We start from the raw sequence: 26,707 nt of genomic DNA on the forward strand, positions 1-26,707 counted from the left end.
AAAATTTATTTCGCATAATAATCATCTACATTCGCCTGGGTGACAACAGAGATTCCAGTGTCTACCCGCACGGGCAGCGGAGTGTTGTCTCCAGTGGAAGAAGGCGCAGGAGTCGTCAAATGATGATGCAGATGGAACAGATATTGAAGCGACCAATAGCCCATATTCCATGTTCCCTGGGCAATTGTTGCCGAGATTGTGCCACCACGAATCATATCCAATGTCGCTTTATTCGTATCAAAAGAAATGATTTTCAGCGGGTGGCTGTTTTTTTGACTCAGTACCGCTTCACCTACACCTGTTCCTCCCGTTGCTTCGGTCACAAAAATGCCCGCCAGTTTCGGATAAGCTTTCATCAGCCTTTGCGACTCATCCCGGGAGACCATCGCGTCTGCGCGGCCATCCGCTACTTCCACCACCTTCATGGCAGGATACTGCCGCTGTATGGTATCGCGAAAGCCACGCAAGCGTTCCTCATGATTTTGCTGACCGGGTAGCGTCAAAACAGCGACTTGACCTTCTCGTCCCAACAGCTCTGCCATTTTGTCCGCAGCGGTCACGCCCGCCTTATAATTATCCGTGCCCAAAAAAGAATACGCCCGACTCCCCGGCGCTTCGGCATCAAACAGTACCACAGGAATGCCCGCATCCAGCGCCTTATTAATTACCGGAATCAGAGAGTGAGGATCAATCGCTGATATGGCAATCCCTGCGGGCTTACGAGCAATCGCCTGCTCAATAACTGTCGTCTGCTCCTGTGCATCATAACGGGTAGCTCCCCGATACTCCACAGTCACTCCCAAAGCATCTCCTGCATCCTCGAAACCCTTGAGCCCGCTTTTCCAATACTCCAAGCCAGACTGGAAGGTAATCATCATATAGGTTTCTCCGATGCTGCCTCGTAGCCCCTTATCTTCCCAAGTACCATTCAACGGGCCAGTTTGTTCATACCTGAACACATAGAGAGCAAAGGCCGCAATCAACAGCATATATACCAGCAGCGTTTTTTTCATCCTTCCTCCCTCTTCCTGTGTGTATCCTTAAGTTATAAATTCACTTTAATTTATTCTGGTTTCACTTAGATTGTAAACGCAATCATATTAAATTGGAACTACTTCACTCTTCTTACTTTCAGGTGGCGTTAATCCTGCACTAATGTTTCTACGTTACAATACCTACAATTGCGCTAGGAAAAACATGTGCGTATCTTGAGGAAAAGGAGTGATATGGATGAGCAAGCCGCGTATCGCGGAGTGGACAGAACTACGGGGCCTTGCCTACCTCGCTGTCGTGCTTCAGCATTGCATTGGCGAATATATTTATCGCAGCGACATCCAACAGCCAGATTCTGTGATGCTCGCGATGCTGTATCATTTGACACGTTTTGGCACACCGACGTTCGTTTTCCTGTCTGCGGCGCTGCTTTTTTATAATGGTAACAAACCGATTGGCTACCCTCGCTATATTGGCAGGCGGTTTCGAGATATTTATGTTCCTTTCCTCTGCTGGACGGTTATTTATTGGGTATGTACTCAAAACTGGTCAACGGCGCAGTGGGGAAATATTTATTTTTACAAAGGTATGTTCGAGGAAATGATCATCCCCGTCAGCGGATATCATCTATGGTTTGTAGTGATGATCTTTCAGTTTTATATTTTGTTTCCTTTATTTTCAAAAGCAGCCGGGCAGGTTCAAGCGTTTCTACGCCGTTACAGCACGAAAAGACGCAAACAGCTTGTTTTGGCTGTTATGCTGATTGCCGCTGCGGCTTACGCTTTGTTGTTACAATGGTCCTACTATGACATGTCTGCATGGAGCACTGGGTTGCCGTCCTTTTGGCAGACTCTGTTAGATTACCGCACTTATAACTTTGTTATGTATTTTTTCTATTTTATGCTGGGCGCAGTGTGCGCCTATATGACGGACACCTGGCGGGGATTGGCCCAACAGACGTTACCGTGGAATGTATTTGTCTTTATTGGTCTATTCATGCTTATGGGTCACACAATGCTGATCCAGTCGGGTGTTACGATCAATCTCAATATTTCTACTTATCTGAAACCAAGCACCTTCGTGCTGATTGTCTCGCAGTTGCTTTTGTTGTACGGACTGCTGCTTCATTTGCAAAAAGATACGCGATCCGAGCCGTTTCGCCGTATGCTGAACTGGATTGGACGCTATTCCTTCGGAGGATATCTGGCCCATGCGCTCGTGCTGTCCTTCATATCCTACTACACCCGCCCGCTTGCACTGGGTGATCATCATTTTACAGCTACGCTCATTACGTTTGTCGTCGTGGCAAGTGTTTCTCTGGGCATCAGCTGGCTCTTGGCCCATCTGCCCGGCGGCAACTGGATTGTTGGCTCCAAAGGCAGACAGCGGTTGAACTGGCATGCGTTTCGTTTCCAGTTCCTTTCCTCTAAGCGCGCTTCCAAAAGCACGCAGGAGCTTGGCTAAACTTGTGCGTCTGTGTTTCAGCATGGGGTTATAAATCCAATGGACTTTGGCAGGGCTCTCTTATGGAGCTCTGCTTTTTTTGTTGCCTTAGTATGCTGTCCCCAAAAAAATGATTAACATTTTATGACATGAATATGTATTTTATTTTAAAATAAGTCATTATATAGAATAATAATAAACATTACGTGGGAGAAGTCACAGTTTTGCATAAAGAGAAAGGGGAGGATGGACTGAACATAACATCGTCGTTGTTAATGATCTGATCCAAAACATGGTGAGGCTGCTTTCTGGTCTGATACATACGGTTGTACTGATTAATCAGTTCATCCAAAAGCATAGACTGTTCAAGTACACAAGCATGTCCGAAGCCATACTCTGCGTAAAGATCATGCAAGTGTTGTCTGGCGTGTTCCATTTGTTGAATTAACGTTTCCGTTTTATCCCTGTTCATCCTGCATACCTCCTATTGAATCTTATTTTAAGGAGGGATGTACAAATACGTCATGATCTTTTTTGAACCTAAAAATTACAAAATAATACAAAAATAGACCAGCTATAAGCTGGTCAATAGTAATGAATTTGAAGATGATGATTACTTGGATCACATTCCACCAACGTGTCCTTGTGTTTGGATTGTGCCATGGCTTAGGTTTGCAGTTTGATATGGTACTGTGAATACCAGTAAAAAGCTAGTTACCGCTAAGCAGAAAGCCATCCTTTTGATCATTTTTCTCCCACACCTCCTCATAAATGGATTGAAACCGAGCCTGTGTTTTAGGAGCCGCATGTAATTTGAAATGATAAAATAATCCAAAACAGTTGGCAATAAGTAGTACGTGGTTAATTGTAACAGCTTTTTCAAAAGCGTTTATTAAACAATTGAAACCATATGGATATCTGCCTTTATTTAGGCTGTACTTGGCCATTTTGTACCAGAAGCGTACGTATTCTTCCGATAAAACTTGTTGAGTATACGTATCAGAAGATGATGGTTCCTGATACGCTGCAATTTGGGACTCAAAGCGTCGAAGGATATGATCTACATCTACATTATATCGATTAGCTACTTCAAGGACGTTCAGTAGCTCGGCAAAAATCTCCTTTTCGGCAGCCATATGTTCTACGTAATCTGGCAGAACACTGATGTCCCCGGACATAAGTCTATTGACGTACGTATTAATTTTCGCCCATTGCAGATATTGCTTCTTCCAATAGAGAGACTCAGAATCTTGTTCCTTCACCCAACTTAGATCCGCATAACAATGAATGTGTTCTAATGCTTGTTCATGATCCCCTCTTGCATCGCAAGCACTAGCACACATTAGATCAGAATAGGCTATGTAGGTGAAAAACGGTCTAATTGGCTTTTTTTTCGAATCTGTTCCTTTTCGCTTGGAGTTATGAACCAAATTATATTGGATCTGTCCTAATTGACCCATCTGATGGGCAAATTCATACACCTTGTCCCACATGCTTAATGACCTGTAGACGTTAGCCAAATCTTTTAAAGCATCTAATTGCTCTATCTCGTCTAAACGATCCACAAAAGGGGCAAATTCAATGGCAGCTTGAAGATTTACAGCTCTATCTTGTCCAATATTGATTTGGAACAAACGATACTGGCAGACCGCCAATCGCTCTGAATGCTGCTGCTTCTCACTTTCAGCCACCTTTTTGTAAAGGTATGCCGCTGCTTCGTTGTAACCGTCTTTGTATACATTTTCGGCAACTTCAAAGAGCGATGGCGGATAATTAGGATTATCCAATAACATAATTACAACTCGCTGCAAGCAGTCGAGTCGTCCTAGTTCAATGCATCGGTACAGAAAAGGGCTTATTTTTTTCCAGTTTAGCGGAGATTCTTCAATGCATTCTTCAATATAACGTTCGTAAAAATAATCCGGTGGTAAATTCATTCCCGCAGTAATACTATCCAGTTGATGAACAGAAATAGATCGGTTACCAGTCACAATGCTACTAACTGTACCTACATTCAAATCAATCGTGTGACCAAACTTGGTCATCGTTAAGCCTTTTCGTTTCAGATAAGTTTGAATTTCTGCCTGTATCGTAGGTGTGATTTCCATGGATAAACCACCCTTTCAGCATTTTCATAGAATTTCAATTTCAATTTCAATAAACAATGTAGTTTGGAAACTAATGGTATAATTATTGATTTCTTTCACGATAATACCATCTTTTGGAACAAACATAAATTCTTTTACTTTATTGATTTTTATATTTTTTTTAGGAGATCATTGGATGTTGGACAATGGAAGGAGAAGATCACTTGAAAAATACAGGTATGACACGTCCCTTGGATACGTTAGGCCGGATTGTTATTCCTAAGGAGATGCGAACCTCTATGGGGATTCAAGCTGGTGAATCTTTAGAATTTTATTTGGATGTTGAAACAGGATTATTGAGCATGCGAAAGTATATAGGAGTCTGCTGTCATTTATGCTATTCGGTTCAGGATTTAAGCTATTTCAGGGGTTCATTTTTATGTAAAAAATGCATAAACGATCTGAAGGGAAACATAGGTGTGAGTCAAATGCCTGTACCTGTTATTAAGGAACCTGCGTGCAAAGAAAAAAGTGTACATCGGTTGTCTTCACAACATTTGGTTGAGAAGCTAAGAAGACTCATGCGCGAGCATCCAAACGCCAAGCAAGGCGAATACGCTGAACGGCTCGGCGTATCCCAAGGCCGTATTTCCCAGCTTAAAAAGCTATTATAGGTATCGCTCAACTCATATTCTAGCAAAGCTAAATAACCAGTCGCTGGTTGATTTCGTGCGACTGGTTATTTAAACTTCTAAGCCTATATTTGCTGTAAATTATGGAATTAAACCTATCAAAGTGGTATATTGACTCAAAGCTAAAAACTAATGTTGAAGTAGGTGTATAAATGAAATCACACGTTTTAATTTATGATGGTTATGTGAGTTTTGAGATTATGCTAGCAACCTATTTTATGAAAACCAAAGGGGACATTGTTACGATTGGAGTAACCAAAGACCCTGTAATTTCCTATGAGGATTTTAAAGTTACGCCTTCGGTAGCCCTTGATGAAGTGTCTGCTGAGGATATTCAACTCCTAATTATACCTGGCGGAGATAACACCCCATTAAAGACGAACAAGCAGCTTCTAGCTCTAATTAATACATTGAATAATGATCATAAAGTGATAGCGACCATTTGTTCTGCCACTGAACTACTGGAGATAGCAGGTGTCTCCTATAAAAATCCTGTGAATCATCCAACGGGTCTGGAGATACACAAGAATATCATTACGGCTAAACCAAATCAGTATGTGGACTTTGCAATTGAAATAGGCAAGGTGATGAACATTTATACTGATGATGAAGATTTAAAAGAAACCATTGATTTTTTTAAGCTCTTTAAAGATAATTGACTCTTCTGCTCTCCCACAACAATCACTTTATGTATGGTGATATTTAGGATACTATAGTGAGGGAATTAGCATACATAAGAGGGGTAATCAAAATGAATGACAAATTAAAGGGGCTATTAGTGGGCTTAACCATTGGCATGATGATTACTGGTGCAACTGCAATGGCTGCATCTGGAACAAGCGTAAATGCTGTTGTGAAAAAGTTTGATGTATTTTTAGAGGGGACAAAAAAGAACACTGCCGATGGCTTGATTTACAACGGAAACACGTATATCTCTGTTAAAGATATTGGGATTGCAGAAAGCAGACAAATCAGCCTCATTGATAATAAACTGTATTTAGGTAAACAGCAAAAGATGATTACAGAAAATCAAGCACTCCATATTCTTTCTGATAAAATAAAAAAGGATGCTGTTAAATATAATTTAAACTTAATGGTTGAAGGTTTGGAAGGAACTAAATATTGTATAAGAGTTTACGAAGATTTCCCTGATCACATTGCAACTTATGGATTCTATTATGTAGATAAATACACCAGTAAAGTAACTAAATATGACATAGCACAAGATAAGGAAGTGGAAATTTAAGGATGGGTTTCCCCATCCTTTTTTTATTGTCAAACGATCTACTCCTCGACTTATTCAAGAGCAGATATACCACGGTATCCCCGGCTAACGCTTCAATTGAGCTTCATTCGAAGCGCCGGACTTACGATCGAATGTAATCGGGCCTTTACGGTTCACAAGCCGTTTCAAGTCCACGGTCATTTCATTCTTCAACTTATCAATGAGCTGTTCCTCTTTGATGCCTTTGCTTTTAGCAACCTCGGCCAACGACTTCCCTTGTCCCAGCTCTTTCTCTAACTGGACAGGAGTGATGCCCAGCAGCTTGGCTACTTTCTCGTTGAGATGGTGATTCAAGCCGCCAGGCCTTTTGCCGTGCCTATGTCTGTGAACATGCCCGTGTTCGTCCTGTGGTTCAGCATTCCATTGGCGGGCTGCCCCTTGGATAGAGTCGTTGGGAGTGAGAGTTTGCAACGAATTACTCGGTTCCGTCCCGGAAGCTCCAGCTGCACCCGCAGTGCCATACATCATCACTCCTCCATACAGGATAGCAGCGGTCAATTTCCATTGTTTTTTCATGTTGCAGACCCTTCTTTCATCCTTTTTAAAATAATATTTTCTTTTCCCGCTATTTTTATTCATATTTTCGCCTGTTAAGTAACCATAAGACGGGAAAAAAGAAATTATGAACATTGCTATCACAATTACACCCAACCTTCGATCTACACGCGCTCCTTGGGAACCCTATCCTGTAGAGTGAGCAAGAATGAATAACTATACTTTCTACAATATAACTTGAAATTTTCCAAGTTATATATTAAGGAAAATATGATAAAATAAAATTGTAAACGTTTACATTTTTATTTTTGGAAAGACATGTTGCATTAAGCTACTACAGAATGCACTGCATCATAGTGAGGCTACAGGAGGAAAGTCCAATGAAACAAAAAAATAAGGTTATTTTTATGGACATCCAAACGCACGAGCAAAACCATATCGGTCAGCGAGCACTTCAAAAAGTGGGAAGACATGGACAAGATGTATGAAGATTCACTTATTGTATAGGGATACCAAAGCAGTCGGAGTGCCAATGTAACTAGTAATACAATTACGATTGGCGGCAATAATGGCACCAGAAACCAAGAGATCGAGCTCGTTGTAATAGCCGATGACGGAACATGGAATGCTTATGTTGATTATTTGGAGATCAACTAAAATTTCAAATCTAGTAAAGAGTTGAATCGGTTCGGAGTATCGGAACATCCATACTATATTAAAATAGCTAGGAGGTAGACCCATGTTTATAGCTAAAGCAGGAAAATGGACGGCGATTATGTCAATCACCTTGTCTTTATTCACAGGCTCGCTGGTGATCTCGAGCAACCAGGCGCTTGCGGCTGATTGCTCGAGCGGTTATGTAGCGTTAACCTTCGACGATGGTCCCAATCCCTCTAACACCAAAGCGCTTCTTAGTGCTCTGAAGCAAAACGGTTTACGCGCGACGCTCTTTAATCTTGGACAAAACGCGCAGAATAATCCTTCGCTTGTACGTGACCAGCAAGCAGCAGGCATGTGGATCGGTAATCATTCATGGTCACATCCGCATATGACACAACTGAGCACATCGCAGATGTCATCGGAAATTACACGCACGCAGCAAACGATACAGTCCATTACTGGCACGGCACCAAAGTTGTTCCGTCCTCCGTATGGCGAGACCAACGCAACCCTCAAATCCATTGAGACCCAAAACGGTCTTACCGAAGTATTGTGGAACGTTGACTCCCAAGACTGGAACGGCGCCTCCACCGCACAGATCGTAGCTGCTGCGGGCAAACTTAAAAACGGCGATGTGATCCTGATGCATGATCAGTACCAGACTACACTCCAAGCTATTCCACAAATTGCACAGAACCTCAAAAATCGTAACCTTTGCTCTGGTATGATCTCACCAAGCAATGGCCGGGCGGTAGCGCCTGATGGCGGAAACGGCGAAACGCCGCCAAACAAAGGCACAAAAGTGGAAGCAGAGAATATGACCAAAGGCGGTCAGTATACTTCAAATATCAGCTCGCCGTTCAACGGAGTGGCTTTATACTCCAACAATGATTCAGTGAAATTCACACAGAATTTTACCAGCGGCACCCATAGTTTTTCACTCCGTGGTGCTTCAAATAATTCCAACATGGCCAAAGTTGACTTGAAAATTGGTGGACAAACGAAGGGTACCTTCTACTACGGCGGGAACAGTCCTGCGGTCTATACTTTAAACAATGTCAGCCATGGAACCGGAAATCAAGAGATTGAGCTTGTTGTAACAGCCGATAATGGGACATGGGATGCTTATATTGACTATTTAGAGATCATCTAATTTAAAAAAACAAAATCCCGGCGGGATCTTCCCAACCGGGATTTTTGTCGATATCCTTTTTACAACATTCTCAATGTAAAAATAACAAAATCTTGAAAATTGCAATCTGTTGTATAATGGCGGGTAACAACTAGAAGTCGCTATAAAAATATTCATAAGAGATGCAGGTGATGGCGATGGAATGGTATTTTGCATACAAAGACGAATTGGAAAAAGTATTTCGTCAAGCGGAGGAACGGACGTCCACGTTTCCAGCTCCCTTTCAGCAAGAGGGTTTGGACTATCTGGCGCGTTTTAATCCGTTGCGGGAAGACAGCACGCGTAATTACATATGCTATTTGCTTCCATTTTGGCTGCAAGAACTCACAGGACTGCCCCCCGAAACATGCCGCAGGCTGTCACTTGGCAACGTGTTCGTCATGGCTCACTATTTAATTCAAGACGATGTGATGGACACAGCAGCAGACAACCGTAAAACGCAACTCGCTTTAAGTCAACTATTCTATACCGAGTGTCTAAGCGTATATCGGGACCTTTTTCCGGCAACCTCTCCTTTTTGGTCATATGCCCGAACGTATGTTGATGAATGGGCCGTTAGTGTGATATCCGAAGGAACAGAGGACTATTTTCAAGGAGAAAAAAATAAGGTCGCGCTGAAAGCAAGTCCATTAAAAATGGCCGGAACGGGTGCTTTGCTGCTCGCAGGCCGTGCTGATCTGATTCAAAACATTACAAATATGACGGACTTGGCGCTACTCGTGCTTCAAATGTCGGATGATTGGGCGGATTGGTCAGAAGATTTGGTCGAACATAGCTATAACTGTCTTTTGTCCCATATCAGTGCCGAGCAAAAGACGGCTTACTGTGAAGGATTGGGACCCAAACAGATTCAGGAAGCGATTTATGTACGCGGTGCGCTTGCCAGCTATGTGAACATTGCCGATCAAGCAGTCCAACAGTTAGAGACCCTGGAGCCTTCTATCCACGGCCTACATAGCTTTGCACATTCTATCGCAGCTGAGCTGGGCGAAGTGGCGGCAGAAATTGAAGGCGGACGCTCGCATTTGAGAAGAGGCGGACTTGACTACTGGCTCTCCAAAAATATGAAATAATGCTAGATTTTTCTGAGCCCTTCGTGGTATACTGACTAGGTAAATATAACCAATTGAATGAGAGGGTGATTTTTGATGGCTACTGAAGTTCTTCAAACACAAGTCATTCAAAAAGCTTGGGAGGATGCCAGTTTCAGAGAGAAACTGATGACTGATCCCAAATCTGCAATTCGTGATGTGTTAGGAGTCGTGATCCCCGATCATATCCAAATCAAAACATTAGAAGAAACGCCTGATCAGTTTTTTCTGGTAATTCCTCCAGACCCCTCCGGCGTGCTCGCTGCATCCCAGAAACCTCGCTCAATGTGGTAGAATGATTGTTAATGCTTATTTAATCTAGATTCCTTAACCTCATAGGGGTGGGCTCAGCAAGCTTCCCTCCGTTTTCTCCGAACGCAAAAAAGCCGGATATTATCCGGCTACGGGGAAGCGGATGGTCGCTTCTGTTCCCACCCCTTTTGCACTTGTAAAAGTTATTTTTCCATTCATCGTTTCAATAATCCGAAAAGTCACCATCATTCCTAAACCCGTGCCTTTTGTCTTATTCGAAAAATAAGGCTCACCTAGTCTGGATAAAGTCTGAGCATCCATCCCTTCACCATTATCCCGAATATGAATGACAGCTTCTCCGTTATCCACATAAGCCCATATATGAATAAGCCCCTGGTCTCGCAGCGCTTCAATACTGTTTTTGATGATATTGATGAACGCCTGCTTGAACTTGGAGGAATTCCCGCGTACTTTGATTTCCTGGGGAATATCCAGCGAAATTTTTCCACCTTGCAAATTAGCCATTGGACTGATGATTCCTTCAATATGCTTGAATTCGTCCAATATGGTCAACGTTTTGGTTTGGTCAAATTCTGGCTTGGCAAAGGTCAGAAAATCAGTAATAATCGCGGAAGCTCGATCCAGCTCCTCCAGAGCGATATGTAGATAGTCTTTGTTCTTACCATCCTCCTGCTTGCTCATCAACTGAAGAAATCCACGTGTAACTTGAAGGGGATTACGTACCTCATGAGCTACAGATGCAGCCAGATCGCTAATAATCTCCATTTTCTCCGAACGTTGAAGCTCATTATTGAACATTTCCAGTTCTCTGGAATACCGAACCACCTGCTTGTGCTTTTCTGCCAGTCTTCTGCCCAAAATCGCGATCAACGCCAGTACAAAACCGAACACGCCCCATTTCCACAAAAACATATTGTAGTGTCCGTCCAGAATGAAAAACCAGCTCAGTTCCCCGATAGAGATGACTGCAAAAAATGCAAAGCCTGTCGATAAGATGATCGCTTCGTGATCACCCTTAAGTGCCATGCGAACCGAAGCAAATACCAGCAGTATCATTAAGGCGACGAGTAATATACCCAGAATGACTACACTAAAAAAATAATATATGTTGTTCAACCGCTCCTGTGCTCCTAAATTCACAATCATCATGGTAAAGCAGAACAAAGAGTAGGCGGTTAACAACTTTCTGAATTTGCGAATCAGTATAATCGAATTGATGTTTTGCTCAAAAAAGAAGGCTAATGAGGGCAGCAGAATAAATAGTGCCACATCAAAAAGTTGTAAGTACAGCTTGCCATAGCCGCGATAGAATGTATACAAGAATGGTGAATACGTTACGATCATCAGACCAATAGACAATACAATCGCACTTAGAGACAGCCACATGGCCATACTCGGACGGAACAGAAAAAACGAGCAGATCAGCAGCACCAGGGCGATAAAGATAAACGTACTGCCCAGTACAATATCTAAAACATCCATTCTGACCAAGGTCCCCAACAAATCACGATAATCACCGGTCATCACATTACCGATGATGCCCAGTCTTTTCTTACTGCTTTCCGTCCATATGTATAATGTTTTACCGCTGTCTTCCGGCTTCAGCGGAATCAGAATACGATTATTCTCATAATTGTACCCACGGTAGGATTCGTAAAAATTGGTCCCATCCTTATACAGCGTAATATGCCTGCCATAAATATTTTCAAAAAGGATCGCTGGCGTTTCATCATTTAGCGAAGGTAACTTAATACGAATCCAGGCGGAGCCTATATTGCCAGGCTGCCTAAGCAGTTGTGTATCATCTTCAATATGCATCCAGATCTTGCTGGGATTCTTTACCTCATCTAAAGAGCCATCCTCGTCTACCTCTCCCCATCTCATATCCCAGGAGGGTATTTTATAATCCCCTTCCGGGGTCATTTTGGCCGCATAGGCGGAGTGACCCAGCGACAACAGCATCACAATGACCGCTAGCAGGGCGGCGACAGCTTTGGGCACATGCCTCATATTAAGCACCTCAAAGTTACATAGTAGGATTTACAAGTTTGTATACGTTTTAACATTTTTTACGTCCTGAAATTATATTATTCTATACGATGATGTGCATACCTTCTTCACAAGAAGGATATCATGTTCTTTTTACTCATTTTTTGTAAAATCTTCATATTGATTAATGATCATTTCCTGTTCGCGCCGCTCTTTCTGCTCTCTAAGCTCCAACCATGGTTCACAATCTTCATCTTCATAGATCGTCCAAATATCGGAAAATAAATAATCGCGTATTTCTACTATTTTTCCGGCCTGTCCGCCATCTGTCCAGTATAAGCCTTCCGGGCGCCGAATGAGGGTGCGGGAAAATCCCGGGGTAGATGCCTTTTGTCCTACGCGGATACGACTAATCATCGGACCAAACATGTACCATTCCAATTCATATCCCTCCCTATCTTCTTTATCATATCACAGCAGTTACCAAAAAAACGCTAATTGAGAATGGGCATCTCCCTATTCGCATGATTTTAACTTCCTACAGACACACTAACTGAAGGTTTAGCCGTTCCGCTGTTTGGGTAAGGTCGGAATAAGCAACAAAAAGTAAAGGAGCTGAGCAACATGGCAAATCGTGACGATCGAACTACTGAGCTACATGACAATGATTTTGAGCCTTCTCTGCAAAATGCAGAAACCAACTGGGAGAATCTGACCGAAGGGCCGGATACTCCTCTGGAGGACGTACCAGATGCCGATGAACTGACACCGAACAGTCCCGTTGATCCTTCTGCTCCTGCCGAATTCCTGCATGGTACCGATTTGCTGAATGGTACCGATGGGGATGAAGAAGATCAACTGGAAAGCGACGATATGCTGGATTAACCACTTCATTTTATCGAGTGAAAGAAAACGGTTACCCATTCTGCTATGCGGGTAATGTAGTGTATAACAGAAAGGAGTTGACTGATCTCCTATGTATAAAGATCCGATGTCTCAGGCCGATATGGAATACAAACGGTATAAAGCCTTGAATCCTGTGGAAGCAGACGACCGTAGGACTGCGGACAAGACGAATACGGACGATACCTCGACCGAAGATAACCCACGAGGAGTCGCATCTGCGAATCCCGAACCCAGGGATCAAGGAAAATAAAAGGGCAGCAATTCAAGGGCAAAAACTTGAACCTGATAATCAGGGCTTGCCTTCTGTACCTACTTTGTTTAAAATAAGGTCAAATCTTTTGAATACCATGAACAAAGACATCGACGGAGACAAGTAAACGTCTAACGGATTCCCACAGAAAGGTACGAATTGCTGAGAGCGTACCGCAATCCCGCGTTGAAATTCACTCCCGAGTCGAGCCTTGAACCGACAGAAGGATTCATTCCTTTGTCCGAGTAGAGGTTTCCGGAAGCCCCCGTTACGGGCATCAAGCTCAGAAGTTACTGCTGTCGACTGAACGACGTTGACGATTCGTATGTATACTTCTGTAATTAGGGTGGTACCACGGCATTCGTCCCTTGCGGCGAGTGCCTTTTTGTGTTATTTTCTGCAAAAAAGTCCATGGACTGACAGAAAAAACAAATTAAATTCGGGAAGGGTGTAGTACTGTATGTCTACAAATGAAAATTCTTTGGAGCTGCTGCGTGAACAACTCGATGCTACAAATTTGCAATTGCTGGAGCTGCTGTCCCAACGCGCTGAACTGGCCGGACAACTTGGAAAATTGAAGGAAGCTCAAGGGGTACCTGACTTTGATCCGGTACGTGAGCAACAAATGCTGGACAAGCTGATCGCGGCTAACCGTGGGCCTTTTGACGATGCTACGATTCGCCAACTGTTCAAAAATATTTTCAAGGCTTCTTTGAACTATCAAAAAGAAGAACACAAAAAACATCTGATCGTCAGCCGCAAAAATCAACCAGATAGCACAATTATTAAGGTTAAAGATACGCTGGTAGGCGGCAAAGCCTCCATCATGGTCGCAGGTCCATGCTCGGTGGAAAGCTACCAGCAAACTCGTGAAGTAGGTGCGGCTCTCAAGGAAGCCGGTGTGCCGATTCTTCGTGGTGGCGCGTTTAAACCACGTACGTCTCCGTACGATTTCCAAGGACTGGGCGTGGAAGGACTGCAAATTCTCAAACGTGTAGGTGATGAGTTCGGGCTGGCTACAATCAGTGAAATCGTCGATCCAAGACATTTGGAGGAAGCGATCCAATACATCGACATTATTCAAATTGGTGCGCGTAACATGCACAACTTTGAATTGCTCAAAGCTGCGGGTGAAACAAGAACTCCGGTTCTGCTCAAACGCGGACTGGCTGCAACAATGGAAGAGTTCCTTCATGCTGCTGAATACATCGTTTCCCGTGGTAACACGCAAGTCATGCTGATTGAACGCGGTATCCGTACGTACGAAAAATGGACGCGTAACACGCTGGATATTTCCGCTGTTCCGATTTTGAAAAAGGAAAGTCATCTGCCTGTATTGGTGGACGTGACTCACTCGACAGGCCGTAAGGACATCCTGGCCCCTTGCGCCAAAGCTGCCCTGGCTGCTGGAGCCGACGGTATCATGGTGGAGGTCCATCCGAACCCGGCAGTCGCTTTGTCCGATGCTCAGCAACAGCTGAACATTCCTGAGTTCCACAACTTCCTATCTGAAGTCAAAGAATCCGGTTTATTCAAAGCGTAAAACTAATTTTATGCTGGGACTTGTAAACCGCTTTCATTTTCTCGGACATTGATGTAAAATCGGATCAGGATTGTGACTGATCATGCAGGCAAAACCTAAATGTATATATGCTCAACTATTGTTGAGACATATATATGTTTAGGTTTTTTTTATGCCTAAATCTTGAATAAAAAGAATACTTACATGGTCATAATCCTAAAAAACATCATAGGAGCGTTCAGAGTGGGGAACAAAAATGAGAGAAAGTAAACACGATTGACTTGCAAGGTAGTGATACGAATGCAGTTAGTTTCACAGTTCCCGCAGATGCTAAGTCAGGGAATACGCTTCATATCATTGCAGAAGTACAGGACAATGGAAAACATCCTTTAAAGCATTATCAACGTGTGATTGTAACCGTAAAATAATAGAACACAACATCCAATAAAATTAGGCTCATGGAATAACACTCCATGGGCCTGTTTATTTTTGCACATCGGACCTCAGACAATCTCTATACACGTTTCATGCTTTTTTCAGTCAAAGGAATATAATATCCTTTGCCATTCGGACCCATAGCAAATTTATTGCGGAGATGGATTAGATTAGGGCCGAATTTCTCTTCTAATTGTTCACGGAACTCATATAGGATTTCCATGATATAAATATCATGAATAATCACTTCCGTAATCGGCATCACCAGACCCGGATGCAACGTCCATGCAGCGCGGCTGTCATCTCCTAGTGAAAGTATGCCAGCTACGACCTCCCGGTCGTCTATGCTAAGTACAATCCACCGCCCCCCAATTTCGGACGTAATCTCTTCACTCATATCATGGCGGTAAACAGTAGCGAAATCAAAGTTAAGCTCCCCATACGCTACAATGATCACTTCAATTCCTTGTTGGGCTACTTGCTCTAAGGCATCTCGGAACACCTCGGCATCCTCTTTCCAAATTTCCAATAAAATTCGGTGTTTAGCTCCTTTTACCCCTTCATTTATACGATTGATAATGGCTTCATACCCCGAAATATTCCAAATATTCTCTCTATTTTGAAATGATGCCGTGTACTGCTCCAAACTCTCTTGCGCCACATTGAAAATCTGCTCTGCTTTGCGTTTTCTCTGGGCAATCAATTCATGTGGCGGAAGCGGCACATACAGAGGCGTATTTTCTTGACTGACCATGATGTCCCCACGGTTGACCATTCCAGACAAAACCTCGTAAATTTTGGATCTCGGTACCCCGGAATTCAATGAAACGGCGTATCCCGAAAGCGGAGAGCTTTCCAATAAGGTCACATAAGCCTTGGCTTCATATTCACTAAAATTCAAATCCCGTAGAATTTCTAATATATTTGGTTTTGGTTTCATGACGTCTTCTCCTCAATTCGTGTTCATCCTTACTATATCACTTCCCCTTGACAAAAACTGATATACACACTATCTTTTTAGTAACGTTTTTATAGTAGTCACTATAGTAGCAACTATTGTATTTCACAGGGGATTACCTCAGGGAGGATTTAACTTGAACAAAGTCATAGCTCATCACAGCGAAAGCAACAGGATTTACTACGGTTCTACGATCCTGGCCCTATTGATCTGGAGTACATCGTTTATTGCCACCAAAGCAGCCTACACGACGTTCCCCCCGCTTACCTTGGGTCTATCCAGATTTATTATAGCTTCCGTAGTGCTAGGTATCGTTTTGCTGATTAAAAAAGAACATGTCAAAGTAAAGCCAAAGGATTTGGCTACGATTTCGTTTAGTGGTGTTTTGGGAATCACTTTATATTTTTCAATGGAGAATATAGGGGTTAGCCTGACTACCGCTTCCAACGCAGCATTGATTGTTGCATCATATCCCGCAATTACGTCGCTGCTTGAGCTTATTTTGTATAAAGTGAAAATATCCAAATATAAAATTTGCGGCATAGCACTGGCCATGATCGGGGTATATTTCTTGACTTCAGTTGGCGAAAGTTCGGATAGTAAGAATCAACTCATCGGAAATTTAATATTAATCGGGACGGGTTTTGCGTGGGCGTTTTACACTTTCATGACGCGTAAGGTTGTGGACAAATATCCACCCGTGACGTTATCTTTTTACCAAACCGTTGCAGGGAGTATCTTTTTTATACCGTTGGCTCTATTAGAAAAGGATCGTTGGCAGGTTCCAACAACAGGATCGTTTATGTTGTTAGTATATCTGGGTGTATTCTGCTCCGTTATCGCGTTTTTGCTTTATAATTACGGATTAATCAAGCTGTCACCGAGCAGTTCCGTTTCTCTGATGAATTTGGTTCCGATATTTGGAGTCTTATTTTCTGTGTTGCTTTTGCAAGAAACGATTACATGGCGCCAAATCATCGGCGGTTTGGTCGTTATTATCGGTGTTTTACTAAGTGCCCATCAAACAAACCGTACCTAAAATGATAGATTGCACACTAGTTAGAAAAGTTAAGACAAGCATCGTTGTTATAATTATCAGCGCTACAATACAAGGGCGAGTGACCTCACCAAAAGTTTCTCGCCCATCGGTTACATTTATGCCGTCGGTTTTTTTTCTTTTATATAAAAAAGGTGGTTATATTGATTGATGAGGTTATCCATAATTACAGACTGTCTGAGCACACTGGCATGATTAAAACCATGTTTTGCTTGCAAAATATACAGCTTTTGACGAGCATTCTCAAGCTGTTGACGCAAAATGTCGTCTCTTATCATAATATATCCCTCCTTGTCATATTATCAGTGTAGAGGGTTATGAATAAGTATACTAAAAGTAAAGGTTTGGGATAATTATCTAATCGCGCAAAAAAAGACCTGCTCTAGGAACCTTAAGCTTATGCCATTAGACAATCTGCTGTCATTCTCCTATCCGGCAGAATGAATATCCTGATCCGTGACGTTCTTCTTGGCTGAAACCGGAAAAACGTTTTTTCCCTTGGCCCATAGCAACAACGCTGCAAGCAGCAATATGCCACCGTTTAACACAAAGATCCAGCGGATTGGCATCCAGCTGCCAAGCATGCCGCCAATCAACGGCCCCGCCATGGTCGCGAGTTGGGTGGATGATTGATTCAAGCTAAAGGCTCGTCCGCGAAACTCCGGCTTGGTGACCTCCACAGTCATTGCGTTGATAGCAGGCATAACGGACGCATAAAACAATCCATATCCAAACCGAAGCGCACCAAAACCAACGAAGTTGGTTACATAAAATTGTAGGATGTTCCCGATTCCCGAACCGATCAGCCCAATCAGCAGCACGTGTGCAAATCCGGTCCGTCCTCCAATCCGTCCCCACCGGGGGGCCATCAGCACGGCCGCAATGCCTACGGCTGAGAATACAATTCCGGAACTTAGAGACGCTTGGCTGCGGTCAACTCCCATCTCAAGCACATATACCGTAATTAATGGTTCCAGTATCATAACAGAAAAGGTGCTTAATCCCGCCAAAATAAGCAAAAAATACAATGGCCGGTTAGCAATAGCCTCCTTGATATCATCACGAACATGCGAGCGGGTACGGGTTCCCTTGAAGCTGTCCTCTCTAGCGCCAAAGGTCGCAATTAATGCAGATACCAGTACAAGAGCTGCAGAGAAAAAAAAGGCATTCCGATTGCCATAATAATGGCTCACTACACCACCGATCAACGGGCCTATAATGCTGCCTGTCGCCCCAGCGGTCGCCATTATACCGAGCGCATAGCCCGTTTTCTCTTCTGGCGAACCCGTTCCGACCAGCGCAATCGCAGCAGGAATAAACCCGGATAGAAGACCTTGAAACAGTCGTACTCCTACGAACACATATGGATCTGTCACAAAGGCACATATCAGGTACAACACCGCCAGGCTAAAGCCTGAACGAATCAGCATCGGCTTACGTCCATATTTATCTGCAAGCGAACCCCAAAATGGGGCAATCAGCGCACTGGCTAAAAAAGTGACTCCAAAGGCAGTCCCCGACCACAGTTCCAAATGATCATTTACGCCCATTTCCGTATTCAGAAAAATAGGTAAAAACGGAATAGACACGGAATAGGCCATGCTGCAAAACAACACGCCAATCCACAAAATGACCAGGTTTCGCTTCCAATATAGATGCATGATGCCACACGTCCCTTCTGCTCATTCCATTATTACCCCCTCAATTAGAAAAGTCTACCGCCCCCCTCATCCTTCCATCGTGGAACAACCGTGAAGAAGCTGATATAATCGAATGGAATGGAGATGATGACATGGCTAAGAAAAGAAATTCGTCTTCCCCTGCTCCTGCGCCTCAGGACAAACCTGCTACGTTAAAGGATCTGTTGAGTCAGGATGTGCTGAATAAGCTTAAGGCTCAAGCCAATGAAGCCCAAGCAGAACAGGACAAGCGTAAAGAAGACGAACGGCAGCGTGCCGTCGAAGCAAAAAAAGCTGAACAGAAGAAGCTAGATAACAACTTTGAGCATCTGCTGAATAACAGCAATTTGGACTGGCACAAATACAAATAAGCCAAAACCATAACGGTTTTGGCCTATCTTTACGCTTTATGTTATAGCCAGTCACGAATATGTTGTACTGAGTACAGCACCCCTACCCAAACCGGCAGACTGAACGCCATACCCCATATGAGACCTTTTGCCAGCTTTTTGTCTACCTCCATCATGATCCTGCCCCTTTCCTTGGGAATAGCAGCAGTATGGGTCAAGAATACGGCTTTCAAACCCGTATTTCCTTATCCCCAGCAAAAAAGGTATGATAGAAAATGGAAAAGTGTTCTGCGCTGCCCCCAAACTTTAAATTAGGATGTTACACCATCCAACCTTTCAGGAGGAATATCAATGAACCGAAAAACGATACGCCCATGGTACACGCTGTGCCTACTGGCCATCATGCTCGTGCTGGTTGCTGGATGCGGTACAAAAGCGGCCGATGTGGAAGCTGCCAGCCGGACAAGCACTTCAACTCCTGCTGCGACTAAAGACAAGAACAAGGCTGTTTCCCATCCGATTGTCACGATTGTCATGAATGATGGCAAGAAAATTAAGCTTGAGCTGTATCCGGAAGTAGCACCGAACACGGTTAACAATTTCATTTCTTTGGTACAAAAGGGAGCCTATAACGGCACCATTTTCCACCGTGTGATCCCAGGCTTTATGATTCAGGGTGGTGATCCGCAAGGTAACGGTACAGGTGGCCCCGGCTACAGTATCAAAGGCGAATTCAAGAGCAATGGTGTTAACAATACACTCAAACATACACGTGGCGTATTATCCATGGCCCGCTCAGCGGATCTGGATTCGGCCGGATCGCAATTTTTCATCATGGTTGCCGATGCGGACTACCTCGACGGTCAATATGCTGCTTTCGGTAAAGTAACGTCCGGGCTGGACGTGGTCGATGCTATCGTCAATTCCAAACGGGATAGCAATGACAAACCGATCCAACCGGCTACGATGAAAAAAGTAACTGTGGATACGCTGGGTAAAAAATATCCAGCTCCAGTCAAAGTAAAGTAAGACATTCAAATTATTCTTTCAAAACGGGATAACAGCAACGACCTTGCGCATACGCGTGAGGTCGTTTTTGCTTATCCCTTGATGCTCTCTAAGCTGCTGCCTCTATGATGTAGTAAGAGTATATACACAAAAGGAAGCGTTTTCAATCATTATTTTTAAAGTTTTTTTCCGTTATAAGAGCCGCCAGCGTTCGACAAAAAAACTACTGTATGAGCAGTAAATATTCGTCTAATTGGACTTGGCCTCGACTGAACGAATACCTTCCATCTCTTGCAGCAGTGACAGCAATTCCTCCACTCCCTCTGACCGGGACAGCTTTAGAAGCATATGAATAACCAACTGTTCACCGTTATTGATGCGCTCGGCGTGAAAACTGTGAATGGTCAGCTTCTTGTGCTCCAACAGTTCTTTGATCCGATTCAGTACGCCCGGTTCATTGTCGACCTGAACAACCACTTGTCGCGTAGACGGGGTAGCCATCTGATAAAACCGACTATGGAGCAAGGACTGAGCCGCTAAAATAAACAACGTCACACCTGCACCAAGCCCATACATTCCTGCACCTACGGCTATACCGATTCCGGCGGTAGTCCAGATGCCTGCGGCTGTGGTCAATCCTTTGATTCTATTTTTTTGTGTGAAAATCATCCCTGCGCCGATAAAGCCGACTCCACTTATAACCTGCGCTGCTATTCTGGAAGGGTCCAGCGACAGGTTAGACCAGACGGCTTGATCCTGAAACCCATATTTGGATACCACCATCATGAGTGCTGCGCCAATACCGACAATGAAATGCGTGCGAATGCCTGCCTCCTTCATCCGACTCTTCCGTTCATAGCCGATTAACGCACCGCACAAGCCAGCGAACATGACCCGAATCAGATAATCCCAATCCCACATACTTTTTTCACTCCACTATTTATTTATGTTTTGAAAAGATGTTGCCTTAATATATACAACTCAATAATGCTACGGCAAATGAGCCGTTTATACAGCTGTTATTTTGTTATTACCCAAATTTTAAGGTATCTTCACTTCATGCTCTGGCAGATTGCGATGTACCTTTCTCCCCTTAAACAGCCACAACTCCGGTGTATCCTGTACACCATCAAGGCGCAAGCTGAACGCCCCCGCTGGTAAATTGCGTATACGCAGCAATAGACGGTTTCCGTCTGCTACGGCATCCACAAGCTCTAACAACGTTAGTGAATCCTTCCTTAGGTGGCGGCTCAGGTCACGTGTTGTACCTGCTCTGTCCTCCCGGCTCCATATACGCAGCTCATCTACAGACGGTGTAGCAATCCGCTTGCTGAAAGAAATAACCACCTCATCTTCAGCTGATCGTTCCGCCTTAAGCGGTTTGGGCGGCTCATCGTACATGTAACCACCCAAATGGTATTCATAGGCGGTCCAGGCGTCGTACCCGCCCTCCAAGGCGGCAGCGCCAAACCGCCGCGTCCACTCACGGTCCCGAACCATACGCGCGAGAGAACCGATATCCGCCTGCACCCCGAGGGGCAGACCCGGATAAGCGGCCCGTATCGACTGCGCGATGCGGGCGTAGCCGTGGGTATACTGCGGCGGCAGACGGCGACGCATCCAGTCCGGCCAATGGGTCTGGAGCACGTGCATATCCGGGGCTACGCACCCGATCATGGCTACCGCGTCAAGACCCTGCCATTCCCGTAGCTGGCCGGGGACATCGCCGCGTCCGCTCACAGCAAGCGACCATGTCGCCACACAGATGTCCGGTCGGACATCTCGCACACCACCCGCACCGTTTACCAGCTCGCTGATCAGGCCATTCACGGCGTCCACACGCAGATCAACCCACTGCGCGTACAGCTTCGGAACCTTCCGGTAATAATTCCGCGCATGCTTGTCGCGAAAATCCGGAATGTCCTCACCGCTACGCTCGCGAAAGGCGCGCTGTGCATGTGGCCCAATATCCCCGTACACTCCACTGCGCAGCCCGTTCCATTCGGGGAAATAAGGCTCCGCCACCTCGAACCCGTCGAACGGAATGTCGGTGACGAGCCGGGCAGCGGCTTTCTTTTTCCATTCCACATACTCCTGGGCAAAATGCGAAAGCCGCTGAAATCCGTCGTTCGGTTCGCGCAGCAGCTCCATGCGCCATCCTTTCCACTCCGGCGGCAGCTGGGACACGCCAAAAGAACCGTTGCCTAGCACCATCGCCCACACCGCTATGCCTCTGCGTTGAAAAGCAGCAACAAGCGCTCCATCCACTTCATTTTCACGCACGACAAAATAATGAACGGTCTGGTAGCCCGCAAGGGCGATCTCATCTGCTATACTGTCCCGCGAACGGTTCGCGTAATAGGGAAACAATGGATCGATTTGAATACTGGGGCCGCTCAGTGCCCACGGTTTCACTTTTCCGGTCAGTGCTATAGCGTCTGTCGATTCGGGTTGGTCATTTGCGTTATAGCTCAATTCGATCCACCTCCGTCACCCGGTCTTCCCCGATACGTGTTCCTGCTATAAGTTCCTGCTGGTTCCCTATGTTACCATATTTCGCAAATGGGGTGAAATCCAGCGGTGACTGTTTCACCATCAACGTACAGAGGTATGGAATAACGAGTCAGGTTTAGTTTATGAACGGAATGGGAGGAATAGTCAATGGCAGAGCAGAGATTGCAAGGAAAGATAGCAGTGGTCAGTGGTGGAGGTTCAGGAATCGGCAAGGCGACCGCGATCCGTTTTGCAGAACAAGGCGCCAAGGTGGTCATGCTGGATCGGACACCCAAGCATGCAGAGGAGACCCAAGCAATTATTGAGCAGGCTGGCGGTGAAGCACTTGTGCTGGAATGTGATATTTCCAAGCCAGATATGATTCAGCAGGGGTTCGCTAAAGTCGTGGAAACGTACGGAAAGTTGGATATCGTGTTCGCCAACGCAGGCATTAACGGCACCATGGCCCCTATCGAGACACTGGAGCTAGAGGAATGGGACCGCACGATGAACATTAATCTTCGCGGCACCTTTGCTACTGTTAAATATGCCGTTCCTTACCTGAAAGAACGCGGCGGCAGCATTATCATTACCAGCTCCATCAACGGTAATCGAACCTTTTCGGGTATTGGATTCTCAGCCTACGCCTCCACCAAGGCAGCTCAGGTTGCGTTTATGAAAATGGCAGCGCTGGAGCTGGCACGTTACAAAATTCGGGTCAACGCGATATGCCCGGGAGCCATCGACACGCAAATTGATAATAACACATACCCTTCGGAAGACTTGAAGAAGGTACAAATTCCAGTCGAATTTCCGAAGGGCGGAGAGCATCCGCTAGAGGATGCCCCTGGTGAACCAGAGCAGGTTGCCAATCTGGTCCTGTTTCTCGCCTCAGACGAGTCATCTCATGTATCGGGTACGGAAATTTATGTAGACGGAGCAGAATCACTACTGCGTTAAGTATTAGAATGAGAAAAGATGTACCCATGCGTACTACTGTTTAGGCATTCTTAGCATTCTTAGCATTCTTAGCATTCTTAGCATTCTTAGCATTCTTAGCATTCTTAGCATTCTTAGCAGCCTTATCCTTGGTCAGATACTTGTGGAGAAGGCTGCTTTCATATGGCTTTACAACGGCTTTGATGTCGACCTATCAGCACCATGCACAGCTCCTTTGCGAAAGCGGACATACAGCCTGCCTCCCGGGAGCACCTCGAACAACAGCATCAGAAGCGAAAAGAACAGCAGTGCAATGGCTTCTTCTGCCAGAATGTACAGAGGATATGGCCCCAAAACATCCAATATCGACGGTGTCGACGGCTTTCCGGCTAGAAACATGTAGTTAGCACCGAGAGCATCGTCTACGATCCACACTATCAGCGCCAAGCCATTCAGAAAAAGCATAGCTCCCCCCACACTCTTCCATGTCGGTTTGAGTCCTTCTATCCAGGTCATATACAAGGCTGCCAAAATAATAGCACTATGAGCTACGAAAAAATGGATAAAACGATAATGCGGAAAGGCATATGCCAAATTTGGCGTGAGTACTGCTTGGAGCGCCCCTCCAATTCCGGCAAAAAGGATGATCGGATATAACCAGCGGCTTCGAAAAATGAGCATCAGGATAGACAACAGCAGTGTCACACTACACAGTTCTAATGGCAATGAAGTCTGGACATCCCAAATATGCTGCATCACATACCAAATATTCAGAGTCACCTCTGACAGAATGAGGACTGTAATTAACAACCAGCGAATTCCCTCACTTACAGGCTTGTTCGACCGAATCCATCCCCTAGTCAGCCACAGCAGCAAAGCGCAAACAATGAGTCCCAATACAGCCAACCCATGTGACGGAGAAAAAGCCTCGAACCCTTCTGGCGCGTTGGCATCAAACCAAGGCCCTGACCACGACCTATCCATAGCTAGCCCCCTTTGATCTTTTTCTCGATCTCTTTCTCGCTTCATTGCATTCTATTTTATAACCAATAGCCAATTATGTTCTAGCCGCGTTTCTTGCTTGTTCAATACCTTACCTTTATGATAAAAGATATTATATTCAAAGGAGAACCCTCATGGCCATTAATCGCCGATTAATTACAGATCAGGATTTCAATGAGGCACTGGAACGTCATCTTCGTGTCCGAGTATTTCAGGATGACCAATTGATTGGCTCTGGCGGAATCATAATCCGTTTCGACGATCAAACCATCGTCGTGCAATCCAGCGTCAGTGATCTGGCTTACCACCCTAGAAAACAATGTGAGTTTTTTGAAATTAAAAAATAGCCGCTACACACCGGGAAACCATTTTGCTGCGTTTTCCGGTGTATAGCGGCTACATTTTGTTCGTATATATCATGCCTCACATGACGATTTCTGATTATAGTTGCATTCCACGTGTTTTCATCATGAGTTTATTCGTAAGCACTTTCAAATCCTCGGAAGAAGACGAAATTTCCTGCATAATTGCTGTCTCCTCATGAGCAGCTGTATAAATTTTGTGAGCCCCTTCAGAGAAGGCCCCAGACATTTGCTGAATACGATGGATCTGCTCAAAGGTTTGATCTACCCGATTCGTCTGCTCCGTCACGGCCTCTTCCATTAAACGGATGCTCTCGACAAATTCACGTACAATAGCGTTCAAATGGTTCAGCGTCTGATCCACAGAGCTTGTCCGTTCCGCCTCGGCACTGACCAATGACGTTTGCTGATGCATCAACTGCACTGTCTCTACGATTTGTGACTGCACACGGCTAACGATGGCATTTATTTGCTGCACAGACTCCGTACTTTGGGCGGCAAGTGCGCGAATTTGGTGAGCCACTACCGCAAACCCGTTCCCTTCTTCTCCCGCACGCGCCGCTTCTATAGAAGCATTCAACGCCAGCAAATGGGTTTGTTCAGCAATATCCTTCACGGTGCTTGTAATCGCTTCAATTTGGGAAGCTTCTTTTTCCAGTCGTGCAATTACCTGCTGCGAACGACCATGTGATGCTGTCAGCTCTCCCATTCCATCCATCAGGGATGAAAATACGGTCTGCGTCGAATCTACTGAATGCTCCATATGGCCTGACAGTTCCAGCATATGTCCCGATTTGCTACGCATCATTTTAAAATCGCCCAGCATTCGGTCTGCTGTTTTAATCGATTGGGCAGATGCTTGCTTTTGCTGCTCCACGCCATTCAAAATATCTTCTACCACCGAAGACATGGACTCAATTTGTGTGGTAGCCTGTACAATAGCCAAGCTCAGATTTTCCGCACTTTGCGAAGTGGTTCTGGTGCTGTACGAGATCTCATTGAACATATCTTTAATGTTCAGCATCATGTGCCGAAATGCATCATACAGAACTTTGATTTCATCCTCCGAGCGACGTTCAGGAATCACAACAGACAGGTTCCCCGCCGAAGCTTCCTCTGCCGCCTTCGCCAACCTAACAATGGGCCGCGTGAGTAATTTTGAGATCAACCAGCCCAAAATGCCACTCCACAGGACACCCAATAACAGAATGATCGAAGTGTACACCCATTCTTGTGTACCTTGAGCAAGCCAGTCCTTGAGTACAAAAATAAAAAAAGCGCTTGTTCCATAGGTTATTGCAGAAATTGAGACAAATGCAGTAACCATTTTCGTACCTAGTGACATCTTCATGTACTGTAGCCCACCCCAAAAAACTCAAATTTGATTCCATTTTACCATAAAATTGCTACATTTCTAGTAGAATTTTTCACAGACAGATATATTTATGAGCATAAAGATACAGAGTCTTAAGTCCCCTATCCTAATTACAAAAAACAATATGTTACCAGGTAGCAGCTTGCATCTTAAGATGGACAAATTGCGTTG

At 44.7% G+C, this 26,707-nt stretch carries 28 protein-coding genes, 2 pseudogenes and 1 other annotated feature; of the genes and pseudogenes, 17 read left to right on the forward strand and 13 right to left on the reverse strand.

The window, feature by feature from the left end:
• Nucleotides 1-5: 5 nt before the first annotated feature.
• Nucleotides 6-1,013 carry a substrate-binding domain-containing protein gene (locus tag ACEN8J_RS16695; protein WP_165144527.1) on the reverse strand — a complete coding sequence of 336 codons (1,008 nt, stop codon included), beginning with the start codon at nucleotides 1,011-1,013 and terminating at the stop codon, nucleotides 6-8.
• Between the two features lie 217 nt (nucleotides 1,014-1,230).
• Between ACEN8J_RS16695 and ACEN8J_RS16700 the strand changes: the two genes are divergently transcribed.
• A complete protein-coding gene (locus ACEN8J_RS16700; protein WP_495593746.1) occupies nucleotides 1,231-2,457 on the forward strand; it encodes an acyltransferase in 1,227 nt (408 codons plus the stop codon).
• Between the two features lie 181 nt (nucleotides 2,458-2,638).
• Here ACEN8J_RS16700 and ACEN8J_RS16705 read toward each other — a convergent pair whose 3' ends face one another.
• A complete protein-coding gene (locus ACEN8J_RS16705; protein WP_141695431.1) occupies nucleotides 2,639-2,908 on the reverse strand; it encodes an aspartyl-phosphate phosphatase Spo0E family protein in 270 nt (89 codons plus the stop codon).
• A 238-nt stretch (nucleotides 2,909-3,146) separates the two neighbouring features.
• The gene (locus tag ACEN8J_RS16710) at nucleotides 3,147-4,544 is read right to left on the reverse strand and encodes a helix-turn-helix domain-containing protein (protein ID WP_495593747.1); all 1,398 of its coding nucleotides are present in this window, start codon (nucleotides 4,542-4,544) and stop codon (nucleotides 3,147-3,149) included.
• A gap of 203 nt (nucleotides 4,545-4,747) precedes the next feature.
• Here ACEN8J_RS16710 and ACEN8J_RS16715 point away from each other — a divergent pair, with 203 nt between their 5' ends.
• The 3 genes from ACEN8J_RS16715 to ACEN8J_RS16725 all read left to right on the forward strand — a co-directional run bounded on the left by ACEN8J_RS16715 (nucleotide 4,748) and on the right by ACEN8J_RS16725 (nucleotide 6,461).
• On the forward strand, nucleotides 4,748-5,197 hold the full coding sequence (locus ACEN8J_RS16715; protein WP_029516123.1) for an AbrB/MazE/SpoVT family DNA-binding domain-containing protein: 450 nt from the start codon (nucleotides 4,748-4,750) through the stop codon (nucleotides 5,195-5,197).
• Nucleotides 5,198-5,367: 170 nt separating this feature from the next.
• Nucleotides 5,368-5,874 (forward strand): DJ-1/PfpI family protein, encoded by a 507-nt coding sequence (locus tag ACEN8J_RS16720; protein ID WP_209950033.1) that lies wholly within the window; start codon nucleotides 5,368-5,370, stop codon nucleotides 5,872-5,874.
• 92 nt (nucleotides 5,875-5,966) lie between these two features.
• A complete protein-coding gene (locus ACEN8J_RS16725) occupies nucleotides 5,967-6,461 on the forward strand; it encodes a hypothetical protein (RefSeq protein WP_029516121.1) in 495 nt (164 codons plus the stop codon).
• A gap of 84 nt (nucleotides 6,462-6,545) precedes the next feature.
• Here the strand turns inward: ACEN8J_RS16725 and ACEN8J_RS16730 are convergent, their stop codons facing one another.
• The gene (locus ACEN8J_RS16730) at nucleotides 6,546-7,016 is read right to left on the reverse strand and encodes a hypothetical protein (RefSeq protein WP_318627021.1); all 471 of its coding nucleotides are present in this window, start codon (nucleotides 7,014-7,016) and stop codon (nucleotides 6,546-6,548) included.
• Between the two features lie 393 nt (nucleotides 7,017-7,409).
• Here ACEN8J_RS16730 and ACEN8J_RS16735 point away from each other — a divergent pair.
• From ACEN8J_RS16735 to ACEN8J_RS16750, 4 genes and pseudogenes are all read left to right on the forward strand, one after another.
• Nucleotides 7,410-7,652, forward strand: a pseudogene (locus tag ACEN8J_RS16735) (hypothetical protein); the annotation flags it as partial.
• 82 nt (nucleotides 7,653-7,734) lie between these two features.
• A complete protein-coding gene (locus ACEN8J_RS16740) occupies nucleotides 7,735-8,808 on the forward strand; it encodes a polysaccharide deacetylase family protein (RefSeq protein WP_029516119.1) in 1,074 nt (357 codons plus the stop codon).
• Nucleotides 8,809-8,984: 176 nt separating this feature from the next.
• Nucleotides 8,985-9,920: a hypothetical protein gene (locus tag ACEN8J_RS16745; RefSeq protein ID WP_029516118.1), complete on the forward strand. Its 936-nt coding sequence runs from the start codon at nucleotides 8,985-8,987 to the stop codon at nucleotides 9,918-9,920.
• Between the two features lie 75 nt (nucleotides 9,921-9,995).
• Nucleotides 9,996-10,232, forward strand: a complete 237-nt coding sequence (locus ACEN8J_RS16750; RefSeq protein ID WP_013309068.1) for an NHLP leader peptide family RiPP precursor — start codon at nucleotides 9,996-9,998, stop codon at nucleotides 10,230-10,232.
• A 99-nt stretch (nucleotides 10,233-10,331) separates the two neighbouring features.
• On the opposite strand, the gene ACEN8J_RS16755 is transcribed toward ACEN8J_RS16750, so the two are convergent.
• Nucleotides 10,332-12,221, reverse strand: a complete 1,890-nt coding sequence (locus tag ACEN8J_RS16755) for an ATP-binding protein (RefSeq protein WP_029516117.1) — start codon at nucleotides 12,219-12,221, stop codon at nucleotides 10,332-10,334.
• A gap of 132 nt (nucleotides 12,222-12,353) precedes the next feature.
• Nucleotides 12,354-12,641 carry a hypothetical protein gene (locus ACEN8J_RS16760; RefSeq protein ID WP_029516116.1) on the reverse strand — a complete coding sequence of 96 codons (288 nt, stop codon included), beginning with the start codon at nucleotides 12,639-12,641 and terminating at the stop codon, nucleotides 12,354-12,356.
• Between the two features lie 183 nt (nucleotides 12,642-12,824).
• On the opposite strand from ACEN8J_RS16760, the gene ACEN8J_RS16765 reads away from it, so the two are divergent.
• The 4 genes and pseudogenes from ACEN8J_RS16765 to ACEN8J_RS16780 form a co-directional block, all read left to right on the forward strand.
• Nucleotides 12,825-13,085, forward strand: a complete 261-nt coding sequence (locus ACEN8J_RS16765; protein WP_029516115.1) for a hypothetical protein — start codon at nucleotides 12,825-12,827, stop codon at nucleotides 13,083-13,085.
• Nucleotides 13,086-13,176: 91 nt separating this feature from the next.
• A complete protein-coding gene (locus ACEN8J_RS16770; protein ID WP_029516114.1) occupies nucleotides 13,177-13,356 on the forward strand; it encodes a hypothetical protein in 180 nt (59 codons plus the stop codon).
• A gap of 101 nt (nucleotides 13,357-13,457) precedes the next feature.
• Nucleotides 13,458-13,728: a binding site (T-box leader), on the forward strand.
• 88 nt (nucleotides 13,729-13,816) lie between these two features.
• Complete coding sequence (locus ACEN8J_RS16775) at nucleotides 13,817-14,899, forward strand: bifunctional 3-deoxy-7-phosphoheptulonate synthase/chorismate mutase (RefSeq protein ID WP_029516113.1); 1,083 nt, start codon at nucleotides 13,817-13,819, stop codon at nucleotides 14,897-14,899.
• A 239-nt stretch (nucleotides 14,900-15,138) separates the two neighbouring features.
• Nucleotides 15,139-15,306 (forward strand): annotated as a pseudogene (locus ACEN8J_RS16780) (hypothetical protein); the annotation flags it as partial.
• An 86-nt stretch (nucleotides 15,307-15,392) separates the two neighbouring features.
• Here ACEN8J_RS16780 and ACEN8J_RS16785 read toward each other — a convergent pair.
• Nucleotides 15,393-16,253 carry a TrmB family transcriptional regulator gene (locus tag ACEN8J_RS16785; RefSeq protein ID WP_029516112.1) on the reverse strand — a complete coding sequence of 287 codons (861 nt, stop codon included), beginning with the start codon at nucleotides 16,251-16,253 and terminating at the stop codon, nucleotides 15,393-15,395.
• Nucleotides 16,254-16,407: 154 nt separating this feature from the next.
• Here ACEN8J_RS16785 and ACEN8J_RS16790 point away from each other — a divergent pair, with 154 nt between their 5' ends.
• The gene (locus ACEN8J_RS16790; protein ID WP_029516111.1) at nucleotides 16,408-17,310 is read left to right on the forward strand and encodes a DMT family transporter; all 903 of its coding nucleotides are present in this window, start codon (nucleotides 16,408-16,410) and stop codon (nucleotides 17,308-17,310) included.
• A gap of 116 nt (nucleotides 17,311-17,426) precedes the next feature.
• Here ACEN8J_RS16790 and ACEN8J_RS16795 read toward each other — a convergent pair whose 3' ends face one another.
• Both ACEN8J_RS16795 and ACEN8J_RS16800 read right to left on the reverse strand, forming a co-directional pair.
• Nucleotides 17,427-17,606, reverse strand: a complete 180-nt coding sequence (locus ACEN8J_RS16795) for an aspartyl-phosphate phosphatase Spo0E family protein (RefSeq protein ID WP_023987319.1) — start codon at nucleotides 17,604-17,606, stop codon at nucleotides 17,427-17,429.
• Between the two features lie 150 nt (nucleotides 17,607-17,756).
• Complete coding sequence (locus tag ACEN8J_RS16800) at nucleotides 17,757-18,989, reverse strand: MFS transporter (protein ID WP_495593749.1); 1,233 nt, start codon at nucleotides 18,987-18,989, stop codon at nucleotides 17,757-17,759.
• Between the two features lie 131 nt (nucleotides 18,990-19,120).
• On the opposite strand from ACEN8J_RS16800, the gene ACEN8J_RS16805 reads away from it, so the two are divergent.
• Nucleotides 19,121-19,378 (forward strand): YqkE family protein, encoded by a 258-nt coding sequence (locus tag ACEN8J_RS16805; protein ID WP_029516109.1) that lies wholly within the window; start codon nucleotides 19,121-19,123, stop codon nucleotides 19,376-19,378.
• Between the two features lie 330 nt (nucleotides 19,379-19,708).
• The gene (locus tag ACEN8J_RS16810; RefSeq protein ID WP_029516108.1) at nucleotides 19,709-20,386 is read left to right on the forward strand and encodes a peptidylprolyl isomerase; all 678 of its coding nucleotides are present in this window, start codon (nucleotides 19,709-19,711) and stop codon (nucleotides 20,384-20,386) included.
• A 228-nt stretch (nucleotides 20,387-20,614) separates the two neighbouring features.
• On the opposite strand, the gene ACEN8J_RS16815 is transcribed toward ACEN8J_RS16810, so the two are convergent.
• Both ACEN8J_RS16815 and ACEN8J_RS16820 read right to left on the reverse strand, forming a co-directional pair.
• Nucleotides 20,615-21,286 (reverse strand): MgtC/SapB family protein, encoded by a 672-nt coding sequence (locus tag ACEN8J_RS16815; RefSeq protein ID WP_069010363.1) that lies wholly within the window; start codon nucleotides 21,284-21,286, stop codon nucleotides 20,615-20,617.
• A gap of 120 nt (nucleotides 21,287-21,406) precedes the next feature.
• Entirely contained in the window at nucleotides 21,407-22,840 is a 1,434-nt protein-coding gene (locus tag ACEN8J_RS16820) for an N-acyl-D-glucosamine 2-epimerase (RefSeq protein ID WP_165144482.1), read from the reverse strand.
• A 186-nt stretch (nucleotides 22,841-23,026) separates the two neighbouring features.
• Between ACEN8J_RS16820 and ACEN8J_RS16825 the strand changes: the two genes are divergently transcribed.
• A complete protein-coding gene (locus ACEN8J_RS16825; protein ID WP_165144479.1) occupies nucleotides 23,027-23,818 on the forward strand; it encodes an SDR family oxidoreductase in 792 nt (263 codons plus the stop codon).
• Between the two features lie 168 nt (nucleotides 23,819-23,986).
• On the opposite strand, the gene ACEN8J_RS16830 is transcribed toward ACEN8J_RS16825, so the two are convergent.
• Complete coding sequence (locus ACEN8J_RS16830) at nucleotides 23,987-24,781, reverse strand: YwaF family protein (protein WP_029516104.1); 795 nt, start codon at nucleotides 24,779-24,781, stop codon at nucleotides 23,987-23,989.
• Nucleotides 24,782-24,933: 152 nt separating this feature from the next.
• On the opposite strand from ACEN8J_RS16830, the gene ACEN8J_RS16835 reads away from it, so the two are divergent.
• Nucleotides 24,934-25,146 carry a hypothetical protein gene (locus ACEN8J_RS16835; protein ID WP_013309048.1) on the forward strand — a complete coding sequence of 71 codons (213 nt, stop codon included), beginning with the start codon at nucleotides 24,934-24,936 and terminating at the stop codon, nucleotides 25,144-25,146.
• Between the two features lie 94 nt (nucleotides 25,147-25,240).
• On the opposite strand, the gene ACEN8J_RS16840 is transcribed toward ACEN8J_RS16835, so the two are convergent.
• On the reverse strand, nucleotides 25,241-26,512 hold the full coding sequence (locus tag ACEN8J_RS16840; RefSeq protein WP_029516103.1) for a methyl-accepting chemotaxis protein: 1,272 nt from the start codon (nucleotides 26,510-26,512) through the stop codon (nucleotides 25,241-25,243).
• Between the last annotated feature and the right edge of the window lie 195 nt (nucleotides 26,513-26,707).

The sequence above is a fragment of the Paenibacillus sp. Paensp38 genome (assembly GCF_059491915.1).

What these genes read in the sequence shown, in the direction of transcription:
- ACEN8J_RS16695 (WP_165144527.1), bottom strand. Translation starts at nt 1,013, where the DNA reads ATGAAAAAAACGCTGCTGGTATATATGCTGTTGATTGCGGCCTTTGCT.
- ACEN8J_RS16700 (WP_495593746.1), top strand. Translation starts at nt 1,231, where the DNA reads ATGAGCAAGCCGCGTATCGCGGAGTGGACAGAACTACGGGGCCTTGCC.
- ACEN8J_RS16705 (WP_141695431.1), bottom strand. Translation starts at nt 2,908, where the DNA reads ATGAACAGGGATAAAACGGAAACGTTAATTCAACAAATGGAACACGCC.
- ACEN8J_RS16710 (WP_495593747.1), bottom strand. Translation starts at nt 4,544, where the DNA reads ATGGAAATCACACCTACGATACAGGCAGAAATTCAAACTTATCTGAAA.
- ACEN8J_RS16720 (WP_209950033.1), top strand. Translation starts at nt 5,368, where the DNA reads ATGAAATCACACGTTTTAATTTATGATGGTTATGTGAGTTTTGAGATT.
- ACEN8J_RS16725 (WP_029516121.1), top strand. Translation starts at nt 5,967, where the DNA reads ATGAATGACAAATTAAAGGGGCTATTAGTGGGCTTAACCATTGGCATG.
- ACEN8J_RS16730 (WP_318627021.1), bottom strand. Translation starts at nt 7,016, where the DNA reads ATGAAAAAACAATGGAAATTGACCGCTGCTATCCTGTATGGAGGAGTG.
- ACEN8J_RS16740 (WP_029516119.1), top strand. Translation starts at nt 7,735, where the DNA reads ATGTTTATAGCTAAAGCAGGAAAATGGACGGCGATTATGTCAATCACC.
- ACEN8J_RS16745 (WP_029516118.1), top strand. Translation starts at nt 8,985, where the DNA reads ATGGAATGGTATTTTGCATACAAAGACGAATTGGAAAAAGTATTTCGT.
- ACEN8J_RS16750 (WP_013309068.1), top strand. Translation starts at nt 9,996, where the DNA reads ATGGCTACTGAAGTTCTTCAAACACAAGTCATTCAAAAAGCTTGGGAG.
- ACEN8J_RS16755 (WP_029516117.1), bottom strand. Translation starts at nt 12,221, where the DNA reads ATGAGGCATGTGCCCAAAGCTGTCGCCGCCCTGCTAGCGGTCATTGTG.
- ACEN8J_RS16765 (WP_029516115.1), top strand. Translation starts at nt 12,825, where the DNA reads ATGGCAAATCGTGACGATCGAACTACTGAGCTACATGACAATGATTTT.
- ACEN8J_RS16770 (WP_029516114.1), top strand. Translation starts at nt 13,177, where the DNA reads ATGTATAAAGATCCGATGTCTCAGGCCGATATGGAATACAAACGGTAT.
- ACEN8J_RS16775 (WP_029516113.1), top strand. Translation starts at nt 13,817, where the DNA reads ATGTCTACAAATGAAAATTCTTTGGAGCTGCTGCGTGAACAACTCGAT.
- ACEN8J_RS16785 (WP_029516112.1), bottom strand. Translation starts at nt 16,253, where the DNA reads ATGAAACCAAAACCAAATATATTAGAAATTCTACGGGATTTGAATTTT.
- ACEN8J_RS16795 (WP_023987319.1), bottom strand. Translation starts at nt 17,606, where the DNA reads ATGATAAGAGACGACATTTTGCGTCAACAGCTTGAGAATGCTCGTCAA.
- ACEN8J_RS16800 (WP_495593749.1), bottom strand. Translation starts at nt 18,989, where the DNA reads ATGCATCTATATTGGAAGCGAAACCTGGTCATTTTGTGGATTGGCGTG.
- ACEN8J_RS16805 (WP_029516109.1), top strand. Translation starts at nt 19,121, where the DNA reads ATGGCTAAGAAAAGAAATTCGTCTTCCCCTGCTCCTGCGCCTCAGGAC.
- ACEN8J_RS16810 (WP_029516108.1), top strand. Translation starts at nt 19,709, where the DNA reads ATGAACCGAAAAACGATACGCCCATGGTACACGCTGTGCCTACTGGCC.
- ACEN8J_RS16815 (WP_069010363.1), bottom strand. Translation starts at nt 21,286, where the DNA reads ATGTGGGATTGGGATTATCTGATTCGGGTCATGTTCGCTGGCTTGTGC.
- ACEN8J_RS16825 (WP_165144479.1), top strand. Translation starts at nt 23,027, where the DNA reads ATGGCAGAGCAGAGATTGCAAGGAAAGATAGCAGTGGTCAGTGGTGGA.
- ACEN8J_RS16830 (WP_029516104.1), bottom strand. Translation starts at nt 24,781, where the DNA reads ATGGATAGGTCGTGGTCAGGGCCTTGGTTTGATGCCAACGCGCCAGAA.
- ACEN8J_RS16835 (WP_013309048.1), top strand. Translation starts at nt 24,934, where the DNA reads ATGGCCATTAATCGCCGATTAATTACAGATCAGGATTTCAATGAGGCA.
- ACEN8J_RS16840 (WP_029516103.1), bottom strand. Translation starts at nt 26,512, where the DNA reads ATGAAGATGTCACTAGGTACGAAAATGGTTACTGCATTTGTCTCAATT.